The following is a 17,114-nucleotide window of genomic DNA, read 5'->3' on the forward strand; positions in this document are numbered from 1 at the left end:
TCCTGTGCGCACCAGTCCTACGCCCGGCGCACGAGTGCCGCAATACCGCCATCGGCCCCAACTGATCGATCGTGATGGGCTCGTGACGTGGGCTCAGCCGTCCTGCGGTCGCCGGACGGCCCTCAGGGAGCGGGCCCGTCGCGGGGCGCGGCACCCATGAGACCGGGGGAACGGCCGAGGGCGGTACAGCAGGCCGCGGGGTCTTTCAGGAGGGGTACGGGGTGAGCGGAGCTATCCGTTCGGCGTTCACCGAACGCGCGGCCCGCTCCAGTGCGCTGGCCAGCAGCGCCAGGTCCGTCGGCCCGTTGCCCAGCTCCCGGACCGGGCGGCGGGCCGGTGGATCGCCCATCCGTTCCCACTCCAGCGGGACGACGGTGGGCCGCAGGGTCGCGGTCCGCGGAATGCGCCCCGTGACCCTGCCGCTCTGGAACGGCGTCACCCGCCCGTCCGGATGTCCCAGCCGCCCGCGGCCGGGCACCGGGTGGTCCGGCGAGGGCGGCACGACGGGCGCGTCGAGCACCACCCGCAGCCGTGCTCCACGTACCAGTTCGGTGTCCTCCGTGCGGTCGGCGCGGGCGGACGTCGCTACCAGGTGGACACCCAGCCGGCCGCCGTCCCTGGCGACGGCCTCCAGTGCCCGTACGACGGAACCGGCGGCGGGCCGTCCCGGGCTGCCGAGCGCGGGTGCGACCAGCGCGTCGAAGTCGTCGACCAGTACGACCAGGCGGGGCAGCGGGGACGGGCCGGGATCTGCGGACCGTGCGGTGGCGGGCCGCAGCCGGAGGGTGCCGCTCGTGGCCGGGTCGAGGTCGCCGCGCTGCTCGGCGGCGCTCGGCGTCCGACGGCCGACCGTCCGGTGCGCCACTTCGTGCCGGGCGTGCCAGTCGTCGAAGTCGAGCGGTCCGAGCAGTTCGGCCCGCCGCTTCAGTTCGCCGCCCAGCTCCTGGGCGAACTCGCGCATCCTGACCGGATCTGAGGCCACCAGATAAGTGAAGGCATGCGGGAGTTCCGTACAGGGCCGCAGGCTCTCGCCGCGTTCACCACCGGCTCCGTCGACCAGCAGGATGCCGAGCCGGTCGGGCCGGGCGGCGGCGGCGAGGGACGCGGCCACGGCACGCAGCAACTCGGTACGGCCGCTGCCGGACGGGCCCTCGATCAGGAGATGGGGCCCCTCGTCGGCGAGGTCGACACTGAGCGAACCCCGGGGCCCGGCCCCGAGCACGACGACCGGACGCCCGACCATGGCGGCGGCGGTCGCTTCGGAAGGCGGGGGTGCGGCGGCCTGGGCGGTCGCGGGACCCTCGACGGCCGAGGAGCCGGCCGTACGGGGGTCCGGGGCGCCTCCGGGCGCACCGGTGCGACGCTGCGCGCCGATGAGGGAGGCGGACCCGCCGGGGTACGGCGTGCGGCCGGAACCGTGCGTCTCGGCCCCCGGGTACGGCGTGCGGCCGGAACCGGTCGCGGACAGGCCGTCGCCACGGTCGGACCCGAGCCGTGACGTACCCGCGTGGGTGTCGTCCGCCGTCCCGGGGTACGGCGTGCGCCCCGACTCCGGCGACTCGAAGCCCGGGTAGGCCGTGCGCCCCGACCCGTACCCCTCGTCCGTCCCCCGGGCGTCGTCCCCCGGCGGGCGCGCGCTCGGTACCGCGCCGCTCCGGCCTCCGGGCGTGCGTTGCGCCCCGACGCGGGGACCCGCCCCGTCCGGGTAGGCGGTGCGGGCCGGACCGCGGCCCCCTGAGGCCTCCGTACCGCCGGAGGCACCGGAGGCGCTTATGCCGCCCCAGCTCCCCGACCCGCGCACCGTCGCCCCGGGCTGGATCTCCGACGTCGACGCCCAGCGGGCCATCAGGGAGGCGGGGGTGGCCCTGGCCAGGCCCAGTTCGTCGAGCAGGCGGGCGGAGTGCGGGAGCGCCGCTGCCGGCAGGCGGCCCGGAGCCGTCGTCGAACCCTCCGCACGCAACGGGGCCAGCGCCCGTGCGAACCGCTCCGCCCAGGCGGCCGAGACCGCGTCCACCGCGGCCACCGTGCCGTGACCCGCGGTCTGGCCGCCCGCCGTGCGCAGCAGCCGCAGTGCCGTCGCCACGTCGCCGCTGAGCATGGCCACAGCCCCGCACTCGCGGAAGGCGATGGACGCATGGCAGGCCGCCTCGTACGTCGCCGCGACCGGGGAGGTGGGCGACGCGGCCGGGGTCTCGGCCAGACAGATCAGATGGATGCCCGCCGCGGCGCCCGCGGCGGCCAGCCGTGCCGTGGTCTCGCGCAGCGCCGCGGACCCGGGGTCACCGTCGACGACCACCACGGTGTGCGGGCCCGCATACCGGGCGGCGGCCTCGGCCACCGTGTACCGGTCGACGCTGGCCCAGCCGGTGCCGAGCGGACCGTCGTCCAGCCGGCGAACCAGCTCCGCCGTGCGCGCGGTGGCCTGCTCCCGGTCGTACGCGAGAAGCAGCCGGCAGTCCTGGCCGTGCATGGGCCGCAGATGAGGCAGCCAGCCGAGCCACGCCCACGCGCGCCTGCGTTCGTCCGCGCCGCGGGAGCGGTCCGCGCTGATCAGCACGATCTCCAGGTCGGCCGGTGAGTGCAGCGCGGCGAGCTGCGCCACCGTCGAACGGGCGAGCCCGGCCAGCCGCTCCCGGGGTCCGGCGAGCCCGAGCGACCCGGCCTCCCGCAGCCCCACGGTCACCGGTACCGAGGGCATCCCGGCCCGGTCGGTGGTGCCCAGCCGGACCACCAGCGCCTCGGGGTGCGCACCGTCCCGCTCCCACAGCCGGGGGCCGGGCCCGAGCGCGGTCAGCAGCACGGTCGCCGGATCGGGCCAGGTCCCCGCCGGACGCGACGACGTGTACGGGGAACGCGGTAGTGGCACGGAGCCGGCCGCGCCCGGCGGACCGGCCAGGCCCTCGTCCGGCGCGGCCTCGTGCACCGGCTCGCCCCGGTTCCCCGCCAGCCTGCGCGCCCAGGCCCCTATGCCGCCGCGCCGGGGTGCCCCGTCGTCCGGGAACCGGCCGGACGGCCGCCCGGCCGCCCCCCGCTCGTCCGGCCCGTACGGTGCGCCGCCCTCGTGGACGGCGCCCGGGCCCGGGCCGAAGCCCGCGCTGTAGGTGTGACCGGAGCCGTCCTCCGCCGAGGGGCTCCCGCCCTCGGCGTGGGCCGCCGGCCGCGCCACCCGCAGATGACCCTCGCCGTCCGGTGCCGTCGCCAGCGCCGGTGAACGCGAGCCCGAGGTCAGCCGGAGCGTGGACTCGCCGAGCCGCAGCAGCGCACCGGGCTTCAGCCGCACCGGGCGGCCACCGACATCCGTACCGTCCAGCGAGGTGCCGTTCGTGGAACCCAGGTCGGCGACCGAGACGCTGCCGTCCTCGGAGACCGTCACCGCGCAGTGCAGCCGGGACACGTCGGGGTCGTCGAGCGGGACGTCCGCGTCGGCGGAGCGGCCGATCCGGATCTGTCCGCCGTGCAGCAGGTGGACGCCGCCCGCGTCCGGTCCCGCGACCACATGAAGCTGCGCCGGAGCGGCGTCGTCCACGGTCTCGTCCGCACCGGGTGCCTGGAGCGAGAGCACCGCCCCGTCGACCAGCGGCGGCTCACCGAGCGCGCACCGCTGCCCGTCGAGCCGCTCACGCCCGGCGAACAGCACCACCGCACCGCCGCCGAGCGAGCCGTCGGGCCCGGTGACGGCCGCGGCCAGGTTGGAGGCCACGGTGGCGAGTGCCGTTCCCGCGGGGGCGGTGACGAGCACGTCGCAGGCGCGTGCCGGGGTCTGGCCGCTGCGCGGCGCGAGGACGGTCAGCCGGATCTGCATCGCCGTCAGCGGTCCCTTCTGCGCGGGGTGCCCGGCAGGGGAAACGCCCTGTGATTCCCCCCACCCGGCACGGACGCGTCGTCCGGTACGGAGTCGTCACGTACCGCGAGGATCCCGACCTCACGGTTCCGTGCTGGAGGCATCCTCGCACCTGCCGCTGACAACACGCCCGGGGGCCGCCATGAAGTGATCTTGAAACGTCGGCTGTGGACCCAAAAGTGCCTGCTTGGGGCGTTGTCCGGAGGCATGTACGGGAGTCGGCCAACTGCCCCGAACCTGTCCTGGGCACAGGTGTGCGGCAACCATTCGTCCGGTGGCTGCGTCTTCTTTCGGACACGATGGCTCATACCTCGTCCATGACCGGAGACGACCGGCGGACGACCGACCGGTGCCCCGTTCGAAGGCCGCGGAGCGGCACTAGAGTGGGCCGGAAACTCCCGGGCGGGCCCCGGGGTCCGTAAGCACCACGATCAGCAGGGAGCGCATGACGTGCGGCCGGTAGGCAGCAAGTACCTGCTCGAAGAGCCGCTGGGACGCGGCGCCACGGGCACCGTCTGGCGAGCCCGTCAGCGGGAGACCGCAGGCTCCGAGGCGGCCGTCGCGGGCCAGCCCGGCGAGACCGTGGCGATCAAGGTCCTCAAGGAGGAGCTCGCCAACGACGCGGACGTCGTGATGCGGTTCCTGCGCGAGCGCTCCGTGCTGCTGCGGCTCACTCACGACAACATCGTGCGCACCCGCGACCTGGTGGTCGAGGGCGATCTCCTCGCCCTCGTCATGGACCTGGTCGACGGCCCCGACCTGCACCGCTACCTCCGCGAGAACGGCCCGCTCACCCCGGTCGCGGCCTCGCTCCTCACCGCCCAGATCGCGGACGCACTCGCCGCCAGTCACGCCGACGGCGTCGTCCACCGCGACCTGAAGCCGGCCAACGTCCTGCTCTCCGAGCGCGACGGCCGGATGCACCCGATGCTGACCGACTTCGGCATCGCCCGGCTCGCCGACTCCCCGGGGCTGACCCGGACCCACGAGTTCGTCGGTACGCCCGCCTACGTGGCGCCCGAGTCGGCCGAGGGCCGCCCGCAGACCTCCGCGGTGGACATCTACGGCGCGGGCATCCTGCTCTACGAGCTGGTCACCGGGCGCCCGCCGTTCTCCGGCGGCACCGCCCTCGAAGTCCTGCAGCGGCACCTCAGCGAGGAGCCCCGCCGCCCCACCACCGTCCCGGCGCCGCTGTGGACGGTCATGGAGCGGTGCCTGAGCAAGGACCCGGACCGCCGGCCCAGCGCCGAGAACCTGGCCCGCGCCCTGCGTACCGTCGCGGACGGTATCGGTGTGCACGCCACCTCGGCGCAGATCGCCGCCGCCGACGGCGTGGCCGCCCTGCTCGCCCCCGACCCGGCACCCACGGCCGTCCCGGAGACCCCCGGCGCTGCCGACCCGACGCAGGTGCTGCCCAGCAACGCGGGTGCGTACGACCCGAACGCGGCGACCAGCGTCATGCAGCACGGTCCCGGTCAGGGGCAGGCGTACGGCCAGGGCCAGGGTGGTGCACATGCCGACCCGACGGCGGTCATGCCGCCCGTGCCGCAGCGTCCGGACGGCCCGCCGCAGCCCGAGGGGCCGCACCCGTGGCAGTCCCAGCTGCAGGCGGCCCGTGACCGCAACGAGCAGACGCAGGTCCAGTACCTCGATCCGAGTCAGGACCCGCTGCGTCGCCGCCCCCAGCGCCAGCAGCCGCAACAGCCCCAGCAGCCTCAGCGCTCCCGCCCGCAACAGCAGCAGTACCCGCAGCAGCAGTATCCCCAGCAGCAGCAACAGCAGTACCCCCAGCAACAGCAGTACCCCCAGCAACAGCAGTACCCCCAGCGCCGCCAGCAGCCGCAGCAGCAGCGGCAGCGCGAGCAGTACGCGCCGCCGCAGCAGCCGCCGCCCCAGCAGCCGGCCCCGCGCCAGTCCCGCGAGCCGCGGCAACGCAGCGCCAACCCTATGAAGATCCCGGGCCTCGGCTGCCTCAAGGGCTGCCTGTTCACCGTGGTGCTGCTCTTCGTGGCGGGCTGGCTGATCTGGGAGCTGACGCCGCTGCAGGACTGGATCGGCCAGGGCCAGAGCTACTGGGACGCGATCGGTGACGCGATCGATTCCGTCAGCAAATGGGTCTCGGAACTCGGCGGCGGCAGTGGCGGCAGCGGTAGCGGCACCAACTGAGGGAGCCCGCACCACCAACTCCGTAGCTTTGTCGACTTCTGCGGGTGATTTCGCCCGTAGAAGTGAAGGTTGGCGCCATCCAGGGCACGCAACACCCCGATCGCCGCGTAACTTTGTCGACCGGAGGTCCAACGCCAGCCGCTGAGGGAGCAGTCTTGGCACGGAATATCGGCAGCCGGTACACCGCCCACCAGATCCTGGGGCGCGGCAGCGCCGGCACGGTGTGGCTCGGCGAGGGTCCTGAGGGCCCCGTCGCCATCAAGCTGCTCCGCGAGGACCTCGCGTCCGACCAGGAGCTGGTCGGACGCTTCGTCCAGGAGCGCACCGCGCTGCTGGGGCTCGACCACCCGCACATCGTCGGTGTCCGGGACCTCGTCGTGGACGGCAACGACCTCGCACTCGTCATGAACCTGGTGCGCGGCACGGACCTGCGCACCCGTCTCGACCGGGAGCGCCGCCTCGCCCCCGAGGCCGCGGTGGCGATCACCGCGGACGTCGCCGACGGCCTCGCCGCCGCGCACGCCGCCGGAGTGGTCCACCGCGACGTCAAGCCGGAGAACATCCTGCTCGACATGGAGGGCCCGCTCGGCCCCGGCGGCTCGCACCCCGCGCTGCTCACCGACTTCGGGGTCGCCAAGCTGATCGACACCCCGCGCCGCACCAAGGCCACGAAGATCATCGGCACGCCGGACTACCTGGCCCCCGAGATCGTCGAGGGACTTCCGCCGCGCGCCGCGGTCGACATCTACGCCCTCGCGACGGTGCTGTACGAGCTCCTCGCGGGTTTCACCCCCTTCGGCGGCGGCCACCCCGGCGCGGTGCTGCGCCGCCACGTCACGGAGACGGTGGTCCCGCTGCCCGGCATTCCCGAGGAGCTCTGGCAGCTCCTCGTCCAGTGCCTGGCGAAGGCACCGGCCTCCCGTCTGCGCGCCTCGGAACTCGCGGCACGTCTGCGCGAACAGCTTCCGCACCTCGTCGGCATCCCGCCGCTGGAGGTCGACGAGCCGGGCGCCGAACCGGAGCCGCAGCCGTACGACGAGCAGCAGTACACCCCCGCTCCGCAGGAACCCCGCCGCCGGGGCGCGGTCCCCCTGGTCCCCGGCGCCTCCCCGGACTCCAACCGGGACACCCACACGAGCATGCGGGTCCCGGCCCCCGACGAACTCTCCGGCGGTCCCCGGGGCACGGCCCGCGCCCCCCGCGCCCCCGGCCAGCCCCGGCCCGGCTCGGCCCGCAACAAGTCGGCCGCCGTCCGCAAGCGCCGCATCACGCTGGGCGTGGCGGCCGTGGTGCTGTGCGCGGCCCTGGGAGTGGGCGGCTGGCTGGCCCTCGGCGGCGACGACGCGGACGCGACCCCGCAGGGCCCGGGGAACTCGGCCCCCGCGGCGCCGTGACCACCCGACGGTCCCGGGACGTGCGCGCGGATCCGGCGGAAAGGGCGGCCCGGGGATAGTCCCGGCCGACAGCCGTTACGCTGGACCCGTGGCAGTCGTCGATATTTCCGAAGAGCTGAAGTCCCTCTCCTCGACCATGGGGTCGATCGAGGCCGTCCTGGACCTCGATGCGCTGAGGGCGGACATCGTCGCGCTTGAGGAGCAGGCGGCCGCGCCGTCCCTCTGGGACGACCCGGAGGCGGCGCAGAAGATCACCAGCAAGCTTTCGCACCTCCAGGCCGAGGTCCGCAAGACCGAGGCGCTCCGCGGCCGTATCGACGATCTCGGGGTCCTCTTCGAGCTCGCCGAGGACGAGGGCGACGCGGACGCCCTGGCCGAGGCCGAGACGGAGCTGGAGTCCGTCAGGAAGGCGCTCGACGAGATGGAGGTCCGTACGCTCCTCTCCGGCGAGTACGACTCCCGTGAGGCGCTGGTCAACATCCGTGCCGAGGCCGGTGGTGTCGACGCCGCGGACTTCGCCGAGAAGCTCCAGCGCATGTACATCCGCTGGGCCGAGCGGCACGGCTACAAGACCGAGGTCTACGAGACGTCGTACGCGGAGGAGGCCGGCATCAAGTCGACCACCTTCGCCGTGCAGGTCCCGTACGCCTACGGCACGCTCTCCGTCGAGCAGGGCACCCACCGGCTCGTCCGGATCTCGCCCTTCGACAACCAGGGCCGCCGCCAGACGTCCTTCGCGGGCGTCGAGGTGCTGCCGGTGGTGGAGACGACCGACCACATCGAGATCGACGAGACCGAGCTGCGCGTCGACGTGTACCGCTCCTCGGGCCCCGGTGGCCAGGGCGTCAACACCACGGACTCCGCGGTGCGTCTGACCCACCTGCCGACCGGCATCGTCGTCTCCTGCCAGAACGAGCGCTCGCAGATCCAGAACAAGGCGTCCGCGATGAACGTTCTCCAGGCGAAGCTTCTTGAGCGCCGCCGCCAGGAGGAGCAGGCCAAGATGGACGCCCTCAAGGGCGATGGCGGCAACTCCTGGGGAAACCAGATGCGTTCGTACGTCCTGCACCCGTACCAGATGGTCAAGGACCTGCGTACGGAGTTCGAGATCGGCAACCCGGAAGCGGTCTTCAACGGCGAGATCGACGGCTTCCTGGAGGCGGGCATCCGCTGGCGCAAGCAGCGCGAGAAGTAACCGACGGCGCGTTCGTACGGCGGTGCCTGGGCCTCGAAAGGGCTCCGGCACCGCCGTTTCCGTTGGCCTTCCGGGCCGACCCCGCCTGTCGCGGAATGCCGCTGCCCGAAGGGAAGTTGGGGCCGCGGACCGGGCAGGACCCGTGGCGAGTGCGTCACAGTCGTGATGCTGAATGGTGGTCAACCACTCGCAAAACGGTGCACATTGCACGGAACGGGCTTGACGTAGTCCTTAACTCTGGACAGGCTGCTACCGCAGCATGCGTATGTCTGGGACGGGTGTGGACGGGGAGGGCGGCTTGGCTGCGGCAGAACGTGGCCGGCAGGCCGAGAGCACGACCCCCGGCAGAGCCGTGAGCCCGCATATGGCTGCTCCACTGACGAGAACAGCTACTGGGGGTAGCAGCAGATGACCAAGAAGACGCGAGCCCGCGTCGCGCGGATAGCCGCGGGTGCGGTAATCGCCGCGGGTGCCTCGCTGACCGCTGCCGGTGCGGCGCAGGCCGTCGGCATCGGTGTCAACATCGGCGGTCTCTCCGCCAAGGCCGAGGCCAACCAGGACGGCCTCAACGTCGGCCTGGGTATTCAGGGTGACAGCGACGGCGACAACGGCGCGACGGGCGGCGACCCGGGCGGCGTCGACCAGGGGCAGACCGGCGAGACCTCGACGACCGGTGAGACGTCTGCCACGGGTGAGACGTCCACGACCGGTGAGACGTCTGCCACGGGTGAGACCTCGACGACCGGTGAGACGTCTGCCACGGGTGAGACGTCCACGACCGGTGAGACGTCTGCCACGGGTGAGACGTCCACGACCGGTGAGACGTCCGCCACGGGTGAGACCTCGACGACCGGTGAGACGTCTGCCACGGGTGAGACGTCCACGACCGGTGAGACGTCTGCCACGGGTGAGACCTCGACCACCGGTGGGGACTCGTCCTCGGGTGGCGACTCGTCCTCGGGCGGGAACTCGTCCTCGGGCGGGAACTCCTCCTCGGGCGGGACGTCCACGACGGGTGAGACCTCGTCCACCGGTGGCGACACGGGCACCTGCACCGTCGACCTCGACGGCGCCGAGTGCGCGGACAACACCGACACCGACTCGGTCGGCAACCAGCCGGTCGAGCAGGGCAAGGGTAAGGACGAGCTCGCCGAGACCGGTGCGGCCGAGACCACGTTCCTGCTGATCGGCGCCGCGACGATGATCGCCGGGGGCATCGGCTTCCGGATCCTGCCGCGCCTGGTGAACGGTCGTACGGTCGCCTAAGGCCTTTCGGCCGTCGGGCAACGCCCTAGGACACACGGAAGGGCCCGGGACGCGCGTCCCGGGCCCTTCCACGTACTCTCGCTCCCGCCGTGCGGGGCGGCTACCGTCAGCTACGGGCGGTCACACCGTCTGGTGGGCCAGCAGCGCCAGCGCCCCCACCAGTACCACCAGCAGGGCGAACAGCATCGCCGGGCTCAGCCCCGCGAACGGCCCCTGGCCCTGTTCCTGCTGCTGCAGCCGTGCGCGACTCGCCCGGCATACGGGGCATCGGCCCTCATTGACGGGTGCCGCGCAGTTCGCGCACACCAATCGGTCATAGGTCATGCGCTTTCCTCCTCCCGCGCGGCGGAGCCGCATATGCCTTCTCTCCGCACAACGCTTCCGGAAACGCAACCGTTCCCCCTCCACTCTGCCAGGTCGCGCAGAATTCGGCGCGGCCCGCCGGACATCACCCGGTCCGATCCGGTTCCGGTTGTGCCCCCGGTCGGTTCCGTTCCGCCATAAATCGCCCATCAGGGTACGTGCGCCTGCACGGCTGAGCCCGGTTCGCGTATGGTCACGCACACCTACTCCCGGCCGACCGTGGTGCATCCGTGATCCGATTCGACAACGTCTCCAAGACCTACCCGAAGCAGAGCCGCCCCGCTCTACGGGATGTGTCTCTCGATATCGAGAAGGGCGAGTTCGTCTTCCTGGTGGGCTCCTCCGGCTCCGGCAAGTCCACCTTCATGCGACTCATCCTCCGTGAGGAGCGGGCCAGCCAGGGCATGGTCCACGTCCTCGGTAAGGACCTCGCGCGCATGTCCAACTGGAAGGTGCCGCAGATGCGCCGACAGCTGGGCACGGTCTTCCAGGACTTCCGCCTGCTCCCCAACAAGACCGTCGCGGAGAACGTGGCGTTCGCCCAGGAAGTCATCGGCAAGCCGCGTGGCGAGATCCGCAAGGCGGTGCCACAGGTCCTCGACCTCGTCGGGCTCGGCGGCAAGGAGGACCGGATGCCCGGTGAGCTCTCCGGTGGTGAGCAGCAGCGCGTGGCGATCGCGCGGGCCTTCGTGAACCGGCCCATGCTGCTGATCGCGGACGAGCCGACCGGAAACCTCGACCCCCAGACCTCCGTCGGCATCATGAAGCTGCTGGACCGGATCAACCGGACCGGCACCACCGTGATCATGGCGACGCACGACCAGAACATCGTCGACCAGATGCGCAAGCGCGTCATCGAGCTCGAGCAGGGCCGTCTCGTACGCGACCAGGCCCGCGGCGTCTACGGCTACCAGCACTGAGTGGGTCCGCCCCGCCGCACCCACTGAGCATCGAGTACTGAAAGGACGCCATGCGCGCCCAGTTCGTCCTGTCGGAGATCGGCGTAGGTCTCCGCCGCAACCTCACGATGACCTTCGCCGTCGTCGTCTCCGTCGCCCTCTCGCTCGCCCTGTTCGGCGGCGCGCTGCTCATGCGCGAGCAGGTCAGCACGATGAAGGACTACTGGTACGACAAGGTCAACGTCTCGATCTACCTGTGCGGCAAGAGTGACGCGGAGTCGGTGGCCCAGTGCGCCAAGGGCGCCGTCACCGCGCAGCAGAAGAAGGACATCGAGGTCGACCTCAAGAAGATGAGCGTCGTCCAGACCGTCACCTACGAGTCGTCCGACGAGGCCTACAAGCACTACCAGGACGAGTTCGGCGACTCGCCGATGGCGAGCAACATCACGCCGGACCAGATGCCGGAGTCGTTCCGCGTCAAACTCCACGACCCGACGAAGTACAAGGTCGTGGCCACGGCCTTCGCCGGCCGTGACGGGGTGCAGTCCGTCCAGGACCAGAGAGGCATTCTGGACAACCTCTTCGGGCTGATGAACGGCATGAATGTGGCCGCGCTCTTCGTCATGGCGCTGATGCTGGTGATTGCGCTGATGCTGATCGTGAACACGGTCCGCGTCTCGGCGTTCAGCCGGCGCCGCGAGACGGGCATCATGCGGCTCGTCGGCGCGTCCGGCTTCTACATCCAGATGCCGTTCATCATGGAGGCCGCGTTCGCCGGCCTCATCGGCGGCGTGCTCGCCTGCGTCATGCTGCTGGCCGGGCGTTACTTCCTGATCGACGGCGGCCTGGCGCTCCAGTCGAAACTGAACCTGATCGACTTCATCGGCTGGGACGCGGTCCTCACCAAGCTGCCGCTGGTCCTCGCGATCGGCCTGCTGATGCCCGCCGTTGCCGCGCTGTTCGCGCTCCGCAAGTACCTCAAGGTGTGACATGCGCCCCGTGGGGCGTGCGGCCAACCGGCCGTGCGCCCCACGGGCGTTGTCCTAGACTCGTCGCCATGTCGGGCCCCACGCAAGGTTTTGGGCCCCGCGGTCTCCGCCGCGGGGCGGCCCTGACGTTGGTCTTCGCGAGTGTCCTGGCGACGGCGGCCGCCACCGGCGCGCTGCCGCGGGACGACGAGAAGGGCGGGGACCTGAAGACGCGTGCCGTCGCGTCCACCGTCGACCGTGACACCGTGGCCCACGCCGCGGCCAAGGCGCTCGCGGACGGCAAGTCGGGCACGGAGGCGGCCGAGGAAGTCGTCAGCCGCAGCGGGGACCGCTGGGGCGCGGTGTACGACGAGCGGGAGTACGAGGAGTTCGAGCAGGCCCTCGACGGCACCTACACGGGCGTCGGTCTGGCCGCGAAGCGCTCCGCCGACGGTCTGGTCGCCGTCGCCAGGGTCCAGCGCGGCGGTCCCGCGGACCGGGCCGGTATCGAGCCCGGCGACCTGCTCCGCACGGTCGACGGTCGGCGGATGGACCGGCGGCCCGTCTCCGAGGTCGTCGCCCTGCTCCGCGGAGACCGTACGGGCGCCGCCGCCGGCACCACCGTCGCGCTGGGGGTCCAGCGCGGCGTCACCGGCAGGACCAGGACGCTGACGCTGACCCGGGCCCGGCTCACCACCGAGACCGTCACCGTCCGGACGCTCGGGGCGAAGCAGTCCGGACCGGACCGTTCCAATTCCTCCGCAGCTGTCCTGATCAAGGTCGACTCGTTCACCAAGGGCTCGGGCGCCAGGATCCGCCGAGCGGTCCGGAACGCACCGGCGGGCGCCGGGGTGCTGCTCGATCTGCGCGGCAACTCCGGCGGGCTGGTGTCCGAGGCGGTGGTCGCCGCCTCCACGTTCCTCGACGGCGGACTGGTCGCCACCTACGACGTGCGCGGCGAGCAGCGTGCCCTCTACGCGGAGCCGGGCGGCGACACGGTCCGTCCCCTCGTCGTCCTGGTCGACGGAGGCACCATGAGCGCGGCCGAACTGCTCACCGGCGCGCTCCAGGACCGGGGCCGCGCCGTCACCGTCGGCTCGCGCACCTTCGGCAAGGGCTCCGTGCAGATGCCCAGCAAGCTGCCGGGCGGTTCGGTGGCCGAGCTGACCGTCGGCCACTACCGGACCCCGGCGGGCCGCAAGGTCGACGGCCACGGCATCACCCCCGACCTCGCGGTCTCCTCCCGCGCCCTGCTGCGGGCCGAGACGGTATTGAGTGGCCTCGGGGGTGGGTCGTAGTGCGAAAATGGCCGCACTATGGCTAAGGAAAAGGACACAGGGCGCAAGCTCATCGCGCAGAACAAGAAGGCGCGGCACGACTACCACATCCTCGACACCTACGAGTGCGGTCTCGTGCTCATGGGCACCGAGGTCAAGTCGCTGCGGCTGGGCCGGGCCTCGCTGGTGGACGGCTTCGTCCAGATCGACCGGCACGAGGCGTGGCTGCACAACATCCACGTCCCCGAGTACGTGCAGGGGACCTGGACCAACCACTCGGCCAAGCGCAAGCGCAAGCTGCTGATGCACCGGGCCGAGATCGACAAGCTGGAGTCGAAGTCGCAGGAGACGGGGCACACGATCGTGCCGCTCGCGCTGTACTTCAAGGACGGCCGGGTCAAGGTCGAGATCGCGCTCGCCAAGGGCAAGAAGGAGTTCGACAAGCGGCAGACGCTCCGCGAGAAGCAGGACCTGCGGGAGACGAACCGTGCCATTTCGGCGGTCCGGCGGCGCCAGCGGAGCGCGTGAGCGGGGCCCGCCGGGAATAGGCTGGCACCGTCGCACGTTGGTCACGTACGATGGCAACGCACCTCACAGCGGGTGTGTCTTTGAAAAAACAACATGGGGATGATCGGTTTCGACAGCGGATGTCGAAGCAGGGGAAGCGTGTCGAGGAAGCGGCAATGATCTCGTAAACCATATGTCGCAACCAATAATCGCCAACACCAAGCGCGATTCCTTCGCCCTCGCTGCCTAAGTAGCGACTTGCGAAGTGTCAGCCCGGGGGTGATCCCGACCCGGATCCTGGCATCATCAAGGGATCTAAACTTCTAGACCCGGTCACGGGGCCTGGAAGGAAATCAAACAGTGGCTGAGCCCGTCGGAGACTTGTTCGCGTGATCTCCGGGGCCGAGAAAAGCGCAGCGAACTGCACACGGAGAAGCCCTGATTCTGCACCGTTGGACGCGGGTTCGATTCCCGCCATCTCCACAATTCCCATGTGAACGAGGACCCCGTTGCCCACCGGCAGCGGGGTCTTCGTTCTGTGCGGGGCCGAACGTCATGGGCGGCCGGAGCTCGGTGCGTGGCCGGGGGCTCCCCGCGGTCGACGGTTCAGGCGCCGGTCCCGCGCACGCGGACGCCGGCCGCCGCCACCGCGAACGCCAGCCCCGCCGCGCCCACCGGCGTGACGTACGCCGTGACGGTCCCCGCGTGCTCCACCATCCAGCCGCCGGTCGCCGAACCCGCGGCCACCCCGCCCAGCAGCGCGGTCACGGCGAGTGTCATGCCCTCGTTCAGGCGGCCCTCGGGGGTCAGCCGCTGCACCAGCGTCATGCCGGTGACCATGGTCGGCGCGGTCGCCGCGCCCGCCGGCAGCAGGGCGCCGGCCAGCACGAGCAGCGAACCCGTCGAGGAGGCGGCGAGCAGCGGCAGGGACATCAGCGCCGTCATCGCCGCCAGGCACCACAGCAGCCGCCGCCGGAGGTCCGCTGCCGGGCGCAGCGAGCCGTACACCAGTCCCGCCAGGCACGAGCCGGCCGCCTGGAGTGCCAGCACCGCGCCCCCGGCACGGGCGATCGTGACGACCTCCATCGAGCCGAAGACCGCGCCGGTGGCGAGGAAGGCCGCGAGCACCGCGGGCATGCCGGGAGTGCGCAGCGGGGAGCCCGCCCGGGTGCGGGGTGACACCGGGGGTTCCGTGGCGCGTTGGGCGGTGAAGATCAGCACGCCCGCCATCAGCAGGATCGCGCCGACGAGTGTCCCGGCCTCCGGGAAGAGTGCCGCGCACAGGACGGCGGCGATGACCGGGCCGAGCATGAAGCACAGCTCGTCGACGGCCTGTTCGAAGGAGTTCGCGGTGTGCAGGGCGGCCGGGTCGCCGCGGTGCAGATGGGCCCATCGGGCGCGGGACATGCCCCCGGTGTTGGGGGTGGTGGCGGTCGCGGCGTAGCAGACGAAGAGCGTCCACACCGGGGCGTTCTCATGCACGCAGAGCAGCAGCGCGAGCGATCCGAGCACGGCGGTGGCGGTGGCGGGCACGGCGATCCGGGCCTGGCCGAACCGGTCGACGAGCCGGGCCGTCCAGGGCGCGACCACGGCGGTCGCGGCGAGTCCGGTGGCGGTGACCGCCCCGGCCAGGGCATACGAACCGTGCGCCTCGGCGATCATGACGACGGCGCTGACGCTGAACATCCCCATCGGCAGCCGGGCGATCAGATTGCCCGCGGTGAAGGCGCGGGCGCCGGGGGTGGCGAGCAGCCGCCGGTACGGACCGGGGTGGGGCCGGCGGGCGCCGGCCTCGAAGGGTGGAGCGGTCACCGGCGGAACCCGGGAGCCGGGGCGCGTCGGGGTGGTGGCTGTGTCGTGCGGCATGGTTCCAGCCTCACGGCGCCCCTCCCGCGCGGTCCAACACCTGCTCCCCGCCCATTCACACACCGTTGTTGTAAGTTCGGGCCCGTGACCTCCTCCGACACCGATCCCCGGCTGCTGCGCGCCTTCGTCACCGTCGCCGAGGAGCTGCACTTCACCCGCGCCGCCGCCCGGCTCTACCTCGCCCAGCAGGCGCTCAGCCGCGACATCCGCCGCCTGGAGCGCGAGCTCGGTGCGGAGCTGTTCGTACGGACCACCCGTCAGGTCTCCCTGACCGCCGACGGCGAACGGCTGCTGCCGCACGCCCGCCGGGTGATCGCCGCCCACGAGGACCTGCGCGCCGCCTGGGCGGTGCAGACGCGCCCGCTGCTGGTCGACGTCGGTGCGCCGGTCGGCACCGGCCACCGGCTGCTCGGGCTGGCCCGGGAGGAGGCGCCGGGGGTGGAGTTCGTGGCGCGCTATCTGAGCGGGCTCACCGGGGCGGCGGCCGAGATCCTGGCGGGGCGGCTCGATGTCTCCTTCGGCCGGGTCGCGGGGCTCGATCCGGCGGTGCGGGCGGGTCTGGCGCACCGCCCCGTGTGCTTCGAGCGGCTGACCGTGCTGCTGCGCGAGGACCATCCGCTGGCCCCGCTCGCGCAGGTCCCGATGGCGGCCCTGGCGGGGGAACGGCTGTACGCGGCGGCGGGCAACCCGGCCACCGCGGAGTGGACCGACCTCGCGGAGCGGCTCTTCGCGGGGCGGGGCATCGAACTCGCGGCGCCGTTCCCGGAGATCGTGGGAGCGGACGAATTCGTCCGGGTGGTGCGCAAGCAGGGCTGGTCGGTGCTGGCGAGCACCGAGTTCATCGAGGTTCCGGGGATGGTCGTGCGACCGCTGGTCGATCCGGTGCCGCTGTCCCCGGTGTCACTGGTGTGGCGCAAGGGACTGAACCACCCGGGGGTGGACGCGTTGCGGAATGTCGCGGCGAGGGTGGCGGTGACGGAACGGGGACTGGACGTGCCCGCCGGGAGCTGGCTTCCCGACGGTGATCTGGCGCTGATGTCGCGGGTGTGAGGGCGGCCGCGAGCCGGCCCGTCGTGGTCGGGGCAATCGGCATTGCCGCGCTTTCTGCCCGAATGGGGCCAACGTGAAATGAACATCCGTACGGGTGGGTGACCTAATGGCTGAATGTTGACCAATGGTTGCTCAACTCCAGGACGGACAAAGGTGGATCGTGTACGCGGTTCCGGAGCAACCGCCTGTGCGCATGCTGTGTGAAAGCCGGTGTATCTCGCATCTTGAGCGTCACTCGTTCAGGGGTATTTTCGTCAGCTTCGTGCGCCACATTCATTCTCCGGGTGCACTGTGCTGGGGGGCGCGCGGACAGGGTGGGGGC

12 protein-coding genes and 1 other RNA gene are annotated in these 17,114 nt (G+C 72.0%); 10 read left to right on the top strand and 3 right to left on the bottom strand.

Going from position 1 to position 17,114, the window contains the following annotated elements; genetic code table 11:
* Positions 1 to 205: 205 nt before the first annotated feature.
* Positions 206 to 3,802, bottom strand: a complete 3,597-nt coding sequence (locus tag ACFVXE_RS17040; protein ID WP_389671929.1) for an FHA domain-containing protein — start codon at positions 3,800 to 3,802, stop codon at positions 206 to 208.
* Positions 3,803 to 4,291: 489 nt separating this feature from the next.
* Between ACFVXE_RS17040 and ACFVXE_RS17045 the strand changes: the two genes are divergently transcribed.
* The 4 genes from ACFVXE_RS17045 to ACFVXE_RS17060 all read left to right on the top strand — a co-directional run bounded on the left by ACFVXE_RS17045 (position 4,292) and on the right by ACFVXE_RS17060 (position 9,862).
* Entirely contained in the window at positions 4,292 to 6,007 is a 1,716-nt protein-coding gene (locus ACFVXE_RS17045) for a protein kinase (RefSeq protein ID WP_389671930.1), read from the top strand.
* Between the two features lie 155 nt (positions 6,008 to 6,162).
* Positions 6,163 to 7,401 (top strand): protein kinase, encoded by a 1,239-nt coding sequence (locus tag ACFVXE_RS17050; RefSeq protein ID WP_389671931.1) that lies wholly within the window; start codon positions 6,163 to 6,165, stop codon positions 7,399 to 7,401.
* 88 nt (positions 7,402 to 7,489) lie between these two features.
* On the top strand, positions 7,490 to 8,596 hold the full coding sequence (gene prfB, locus ACFVXE_RS17055) for a peptide chain release factor 2 (protein WP_389671932.1): 1,107 nt from the start codon (positions 7,490 to 7,492) through the stop codon (positions 8,594 to 8,596).
* Between the two features lie 408 nt (positions 8,597 to 9,004).
* Positions 9,005 to 9,862: an LPXTG cell wall anchor domain-containing protein gene (locus ACFVXE_RS17060; protein ID WP_389671933.1), complete on the top strand. Its 858-nt coding sequence runs from the start codon at positions 9,005 to 9,007 to the stop codon at positions 9,860 to 9,862.
* A 120-nt stretch (positions 9,863 to 9,982) separates the two neighbouring features.
* On the opposite strand, the gene ACFVXE_RS17065 is transcribed toward ACFVXE_RS17060, so the two are convergent.
* On the bottom strand, positions 9,983 to 10,186 hold the full coding sequence (locus ACFVXE_RS17065) for a hypothetical protein (RefSeq protein WP_389671934.1): 204 nt from the start codon (positions 10,184 to 10,186) through the stop codon (positions 9,983 to 9,985).
* Between the two features lie 269 nt (positions 10,187 to 10,455).
* Here ACFVXE_RS17065 and ftsE point away from each other — a divergent pair, with 269 nt between their 5' ends.
* The 5 genes from ftsE to ssrA all read left to right on the top strand — a co-directional run bounded on the left by ftsE (position 10,456) and on the right by ssrA (position 14,362).
* Entirely contained in the window at positions 10,456 to 11,145 is a 690-nt protein-coding gene (gene ftsE / locus ACFVXE_RS17070) for a cell division ATP-binding protein FtsE (RefSeq protein WP_382735168.1), read from the top strand.
* Between the two features lie 50 nt (positions 11,146 to 11,195).
* Positions 11,196 to 12,113: a permease-like cell division protein FtsX gene (ftsX, locus tag ACFVXE_RS17075; RefSeq protein ID WP_389671935.1), complete on the top strand. Its 918-nt coding sequence runs from the start codon at positions 11,196 to 11,198 to the stop codon at positions 12,111 to 12,113.
* 68 nt (positions 12,114 to 12,181) lie between these two features.
* Positions 12,182 to 13,390, top strand: coding sequence for a S41 family peptidase (locus ACFVXE_RS17080; protein ID WP_389671936.1), 1,209 nt, complete (start codon positions 12,182 to 12,184; stop codon positions 13,388 to 13,390).
* A gap of 18 nt (positions 13,391 to 13,408) precedes the next feature.
* Positions 13,409 to 13,897: an SsrA-binding protein SmpB gene (smpB, locus tag ACFVXE_RS17085; RefSeq protein WP_356326986.1), complete on the top strand. Its 489-nt coding sequence runs from the start codon at positions 13,409 to 13,411 to the stop codon at positions 13,895 to 13,897.
* Between the two features lie 95 nt (positions 13,898 to 13,992).
* Positions 13,993 to 14,362: a transfer-messenger RNA gene (gene ssrA / locus ACFVXE_RS17090) on the top strand.
* Positions 14,363 to 14,482: 120 nt separating this feature from the next.
* On the opposite strand, the gene ACFVXE_RS17095 is transcribed toward ssrA, so the two are convergent.
* A complete protein-coding gene (locus ACFVXE_RS17095; RefSeq protein WP_389671937.1) occupies positions 14,483 to 15,742 on the bottom strand; it encodes an MFS transporter in 1,260 nt (419 codons plus the stop codon).
* An 84-nt stretch (positions 15,743 to 15,826) separates the two neighbouring features.
* Between ACFVXE_RS17095 and ACFVXE_RS17100 the strand changes: the two genes are divergently transcribed.
* Positions 15,827 to 16,792, top strand: coding sequence for a LysR family transcriptional regulator (locus ACFVXE_RS17100; RefSeq protein WP_389671938.1), 966 nt, complete (start codon positions 15,827 to 15,829; stop codon positions 16,790 to 16,792).
* Positions 16,793 to 17,114 lie beyond the last annotated feature (322 nt).

It is taken from the genome of Streptomyces sp. NPDC058231 (assembly GCF_042882275.1).
Lineage (GTDB): Bacteria > Actinomycetota > Actinomycetes > Streptomycetales > Streptomycetaceae > Streptomyces.

Excerpts from the sequence above, each read along its gene's own strand:
- ACFVXE_RS17040 (WP_389671929.1), bottom strand. The coding sequence starts at position 3,802 with ATGCAGATCCGGCTGACCGTCCTCGCGCCGCGCAGCGGCCAGACCCCG.
- ACFVXE_RS17060 (WP_389671933.1), top strand. The coding sequence starts at position 9,005 with ATGACCAAGAAGACGCGAGCCCGCGTCGCGCGGATAGCCGCGGGTGCG.
- ACFVXE_RS17065 (WP_389671934.1), bottom strand. The coding sequence starts at position 10,186 with ATGACCTATGACCGATTGGTGTGCGCGAACTGCGCGGCACCCGTCAAT.
- ftsX (WP_389671935.1), top strand. The coding sequence starts at position 11,196 with ATGCGCGCCCAGTTCGTCCTGTCGGAGATCGGCGTAGGTCTCCGCCGC.
- ACFVXE_RS17080 (WP_389671936.1), top strand. The coding sequence starts at position 12,182 with ATGTCGGGCCCCACGCAAGGTTTTGGGCCCCGCGGTCTCCGCCGCGGG.
- smpB (WP_356326986.1), top strand. The coding sequence starts at position 13,409 with ATGGCTAAGGAAAAGGACACAGGGCGCAAGCTCATCGCGCAGAACAAG.
- ACFVXE_RS17095 (WP_389671937.1), bottom strand. The coding sequence starts at position 15,742 with ATGCCGCACGACACAGCCACCACCCCGACGCGCCCCGGCTCCCGGGTT.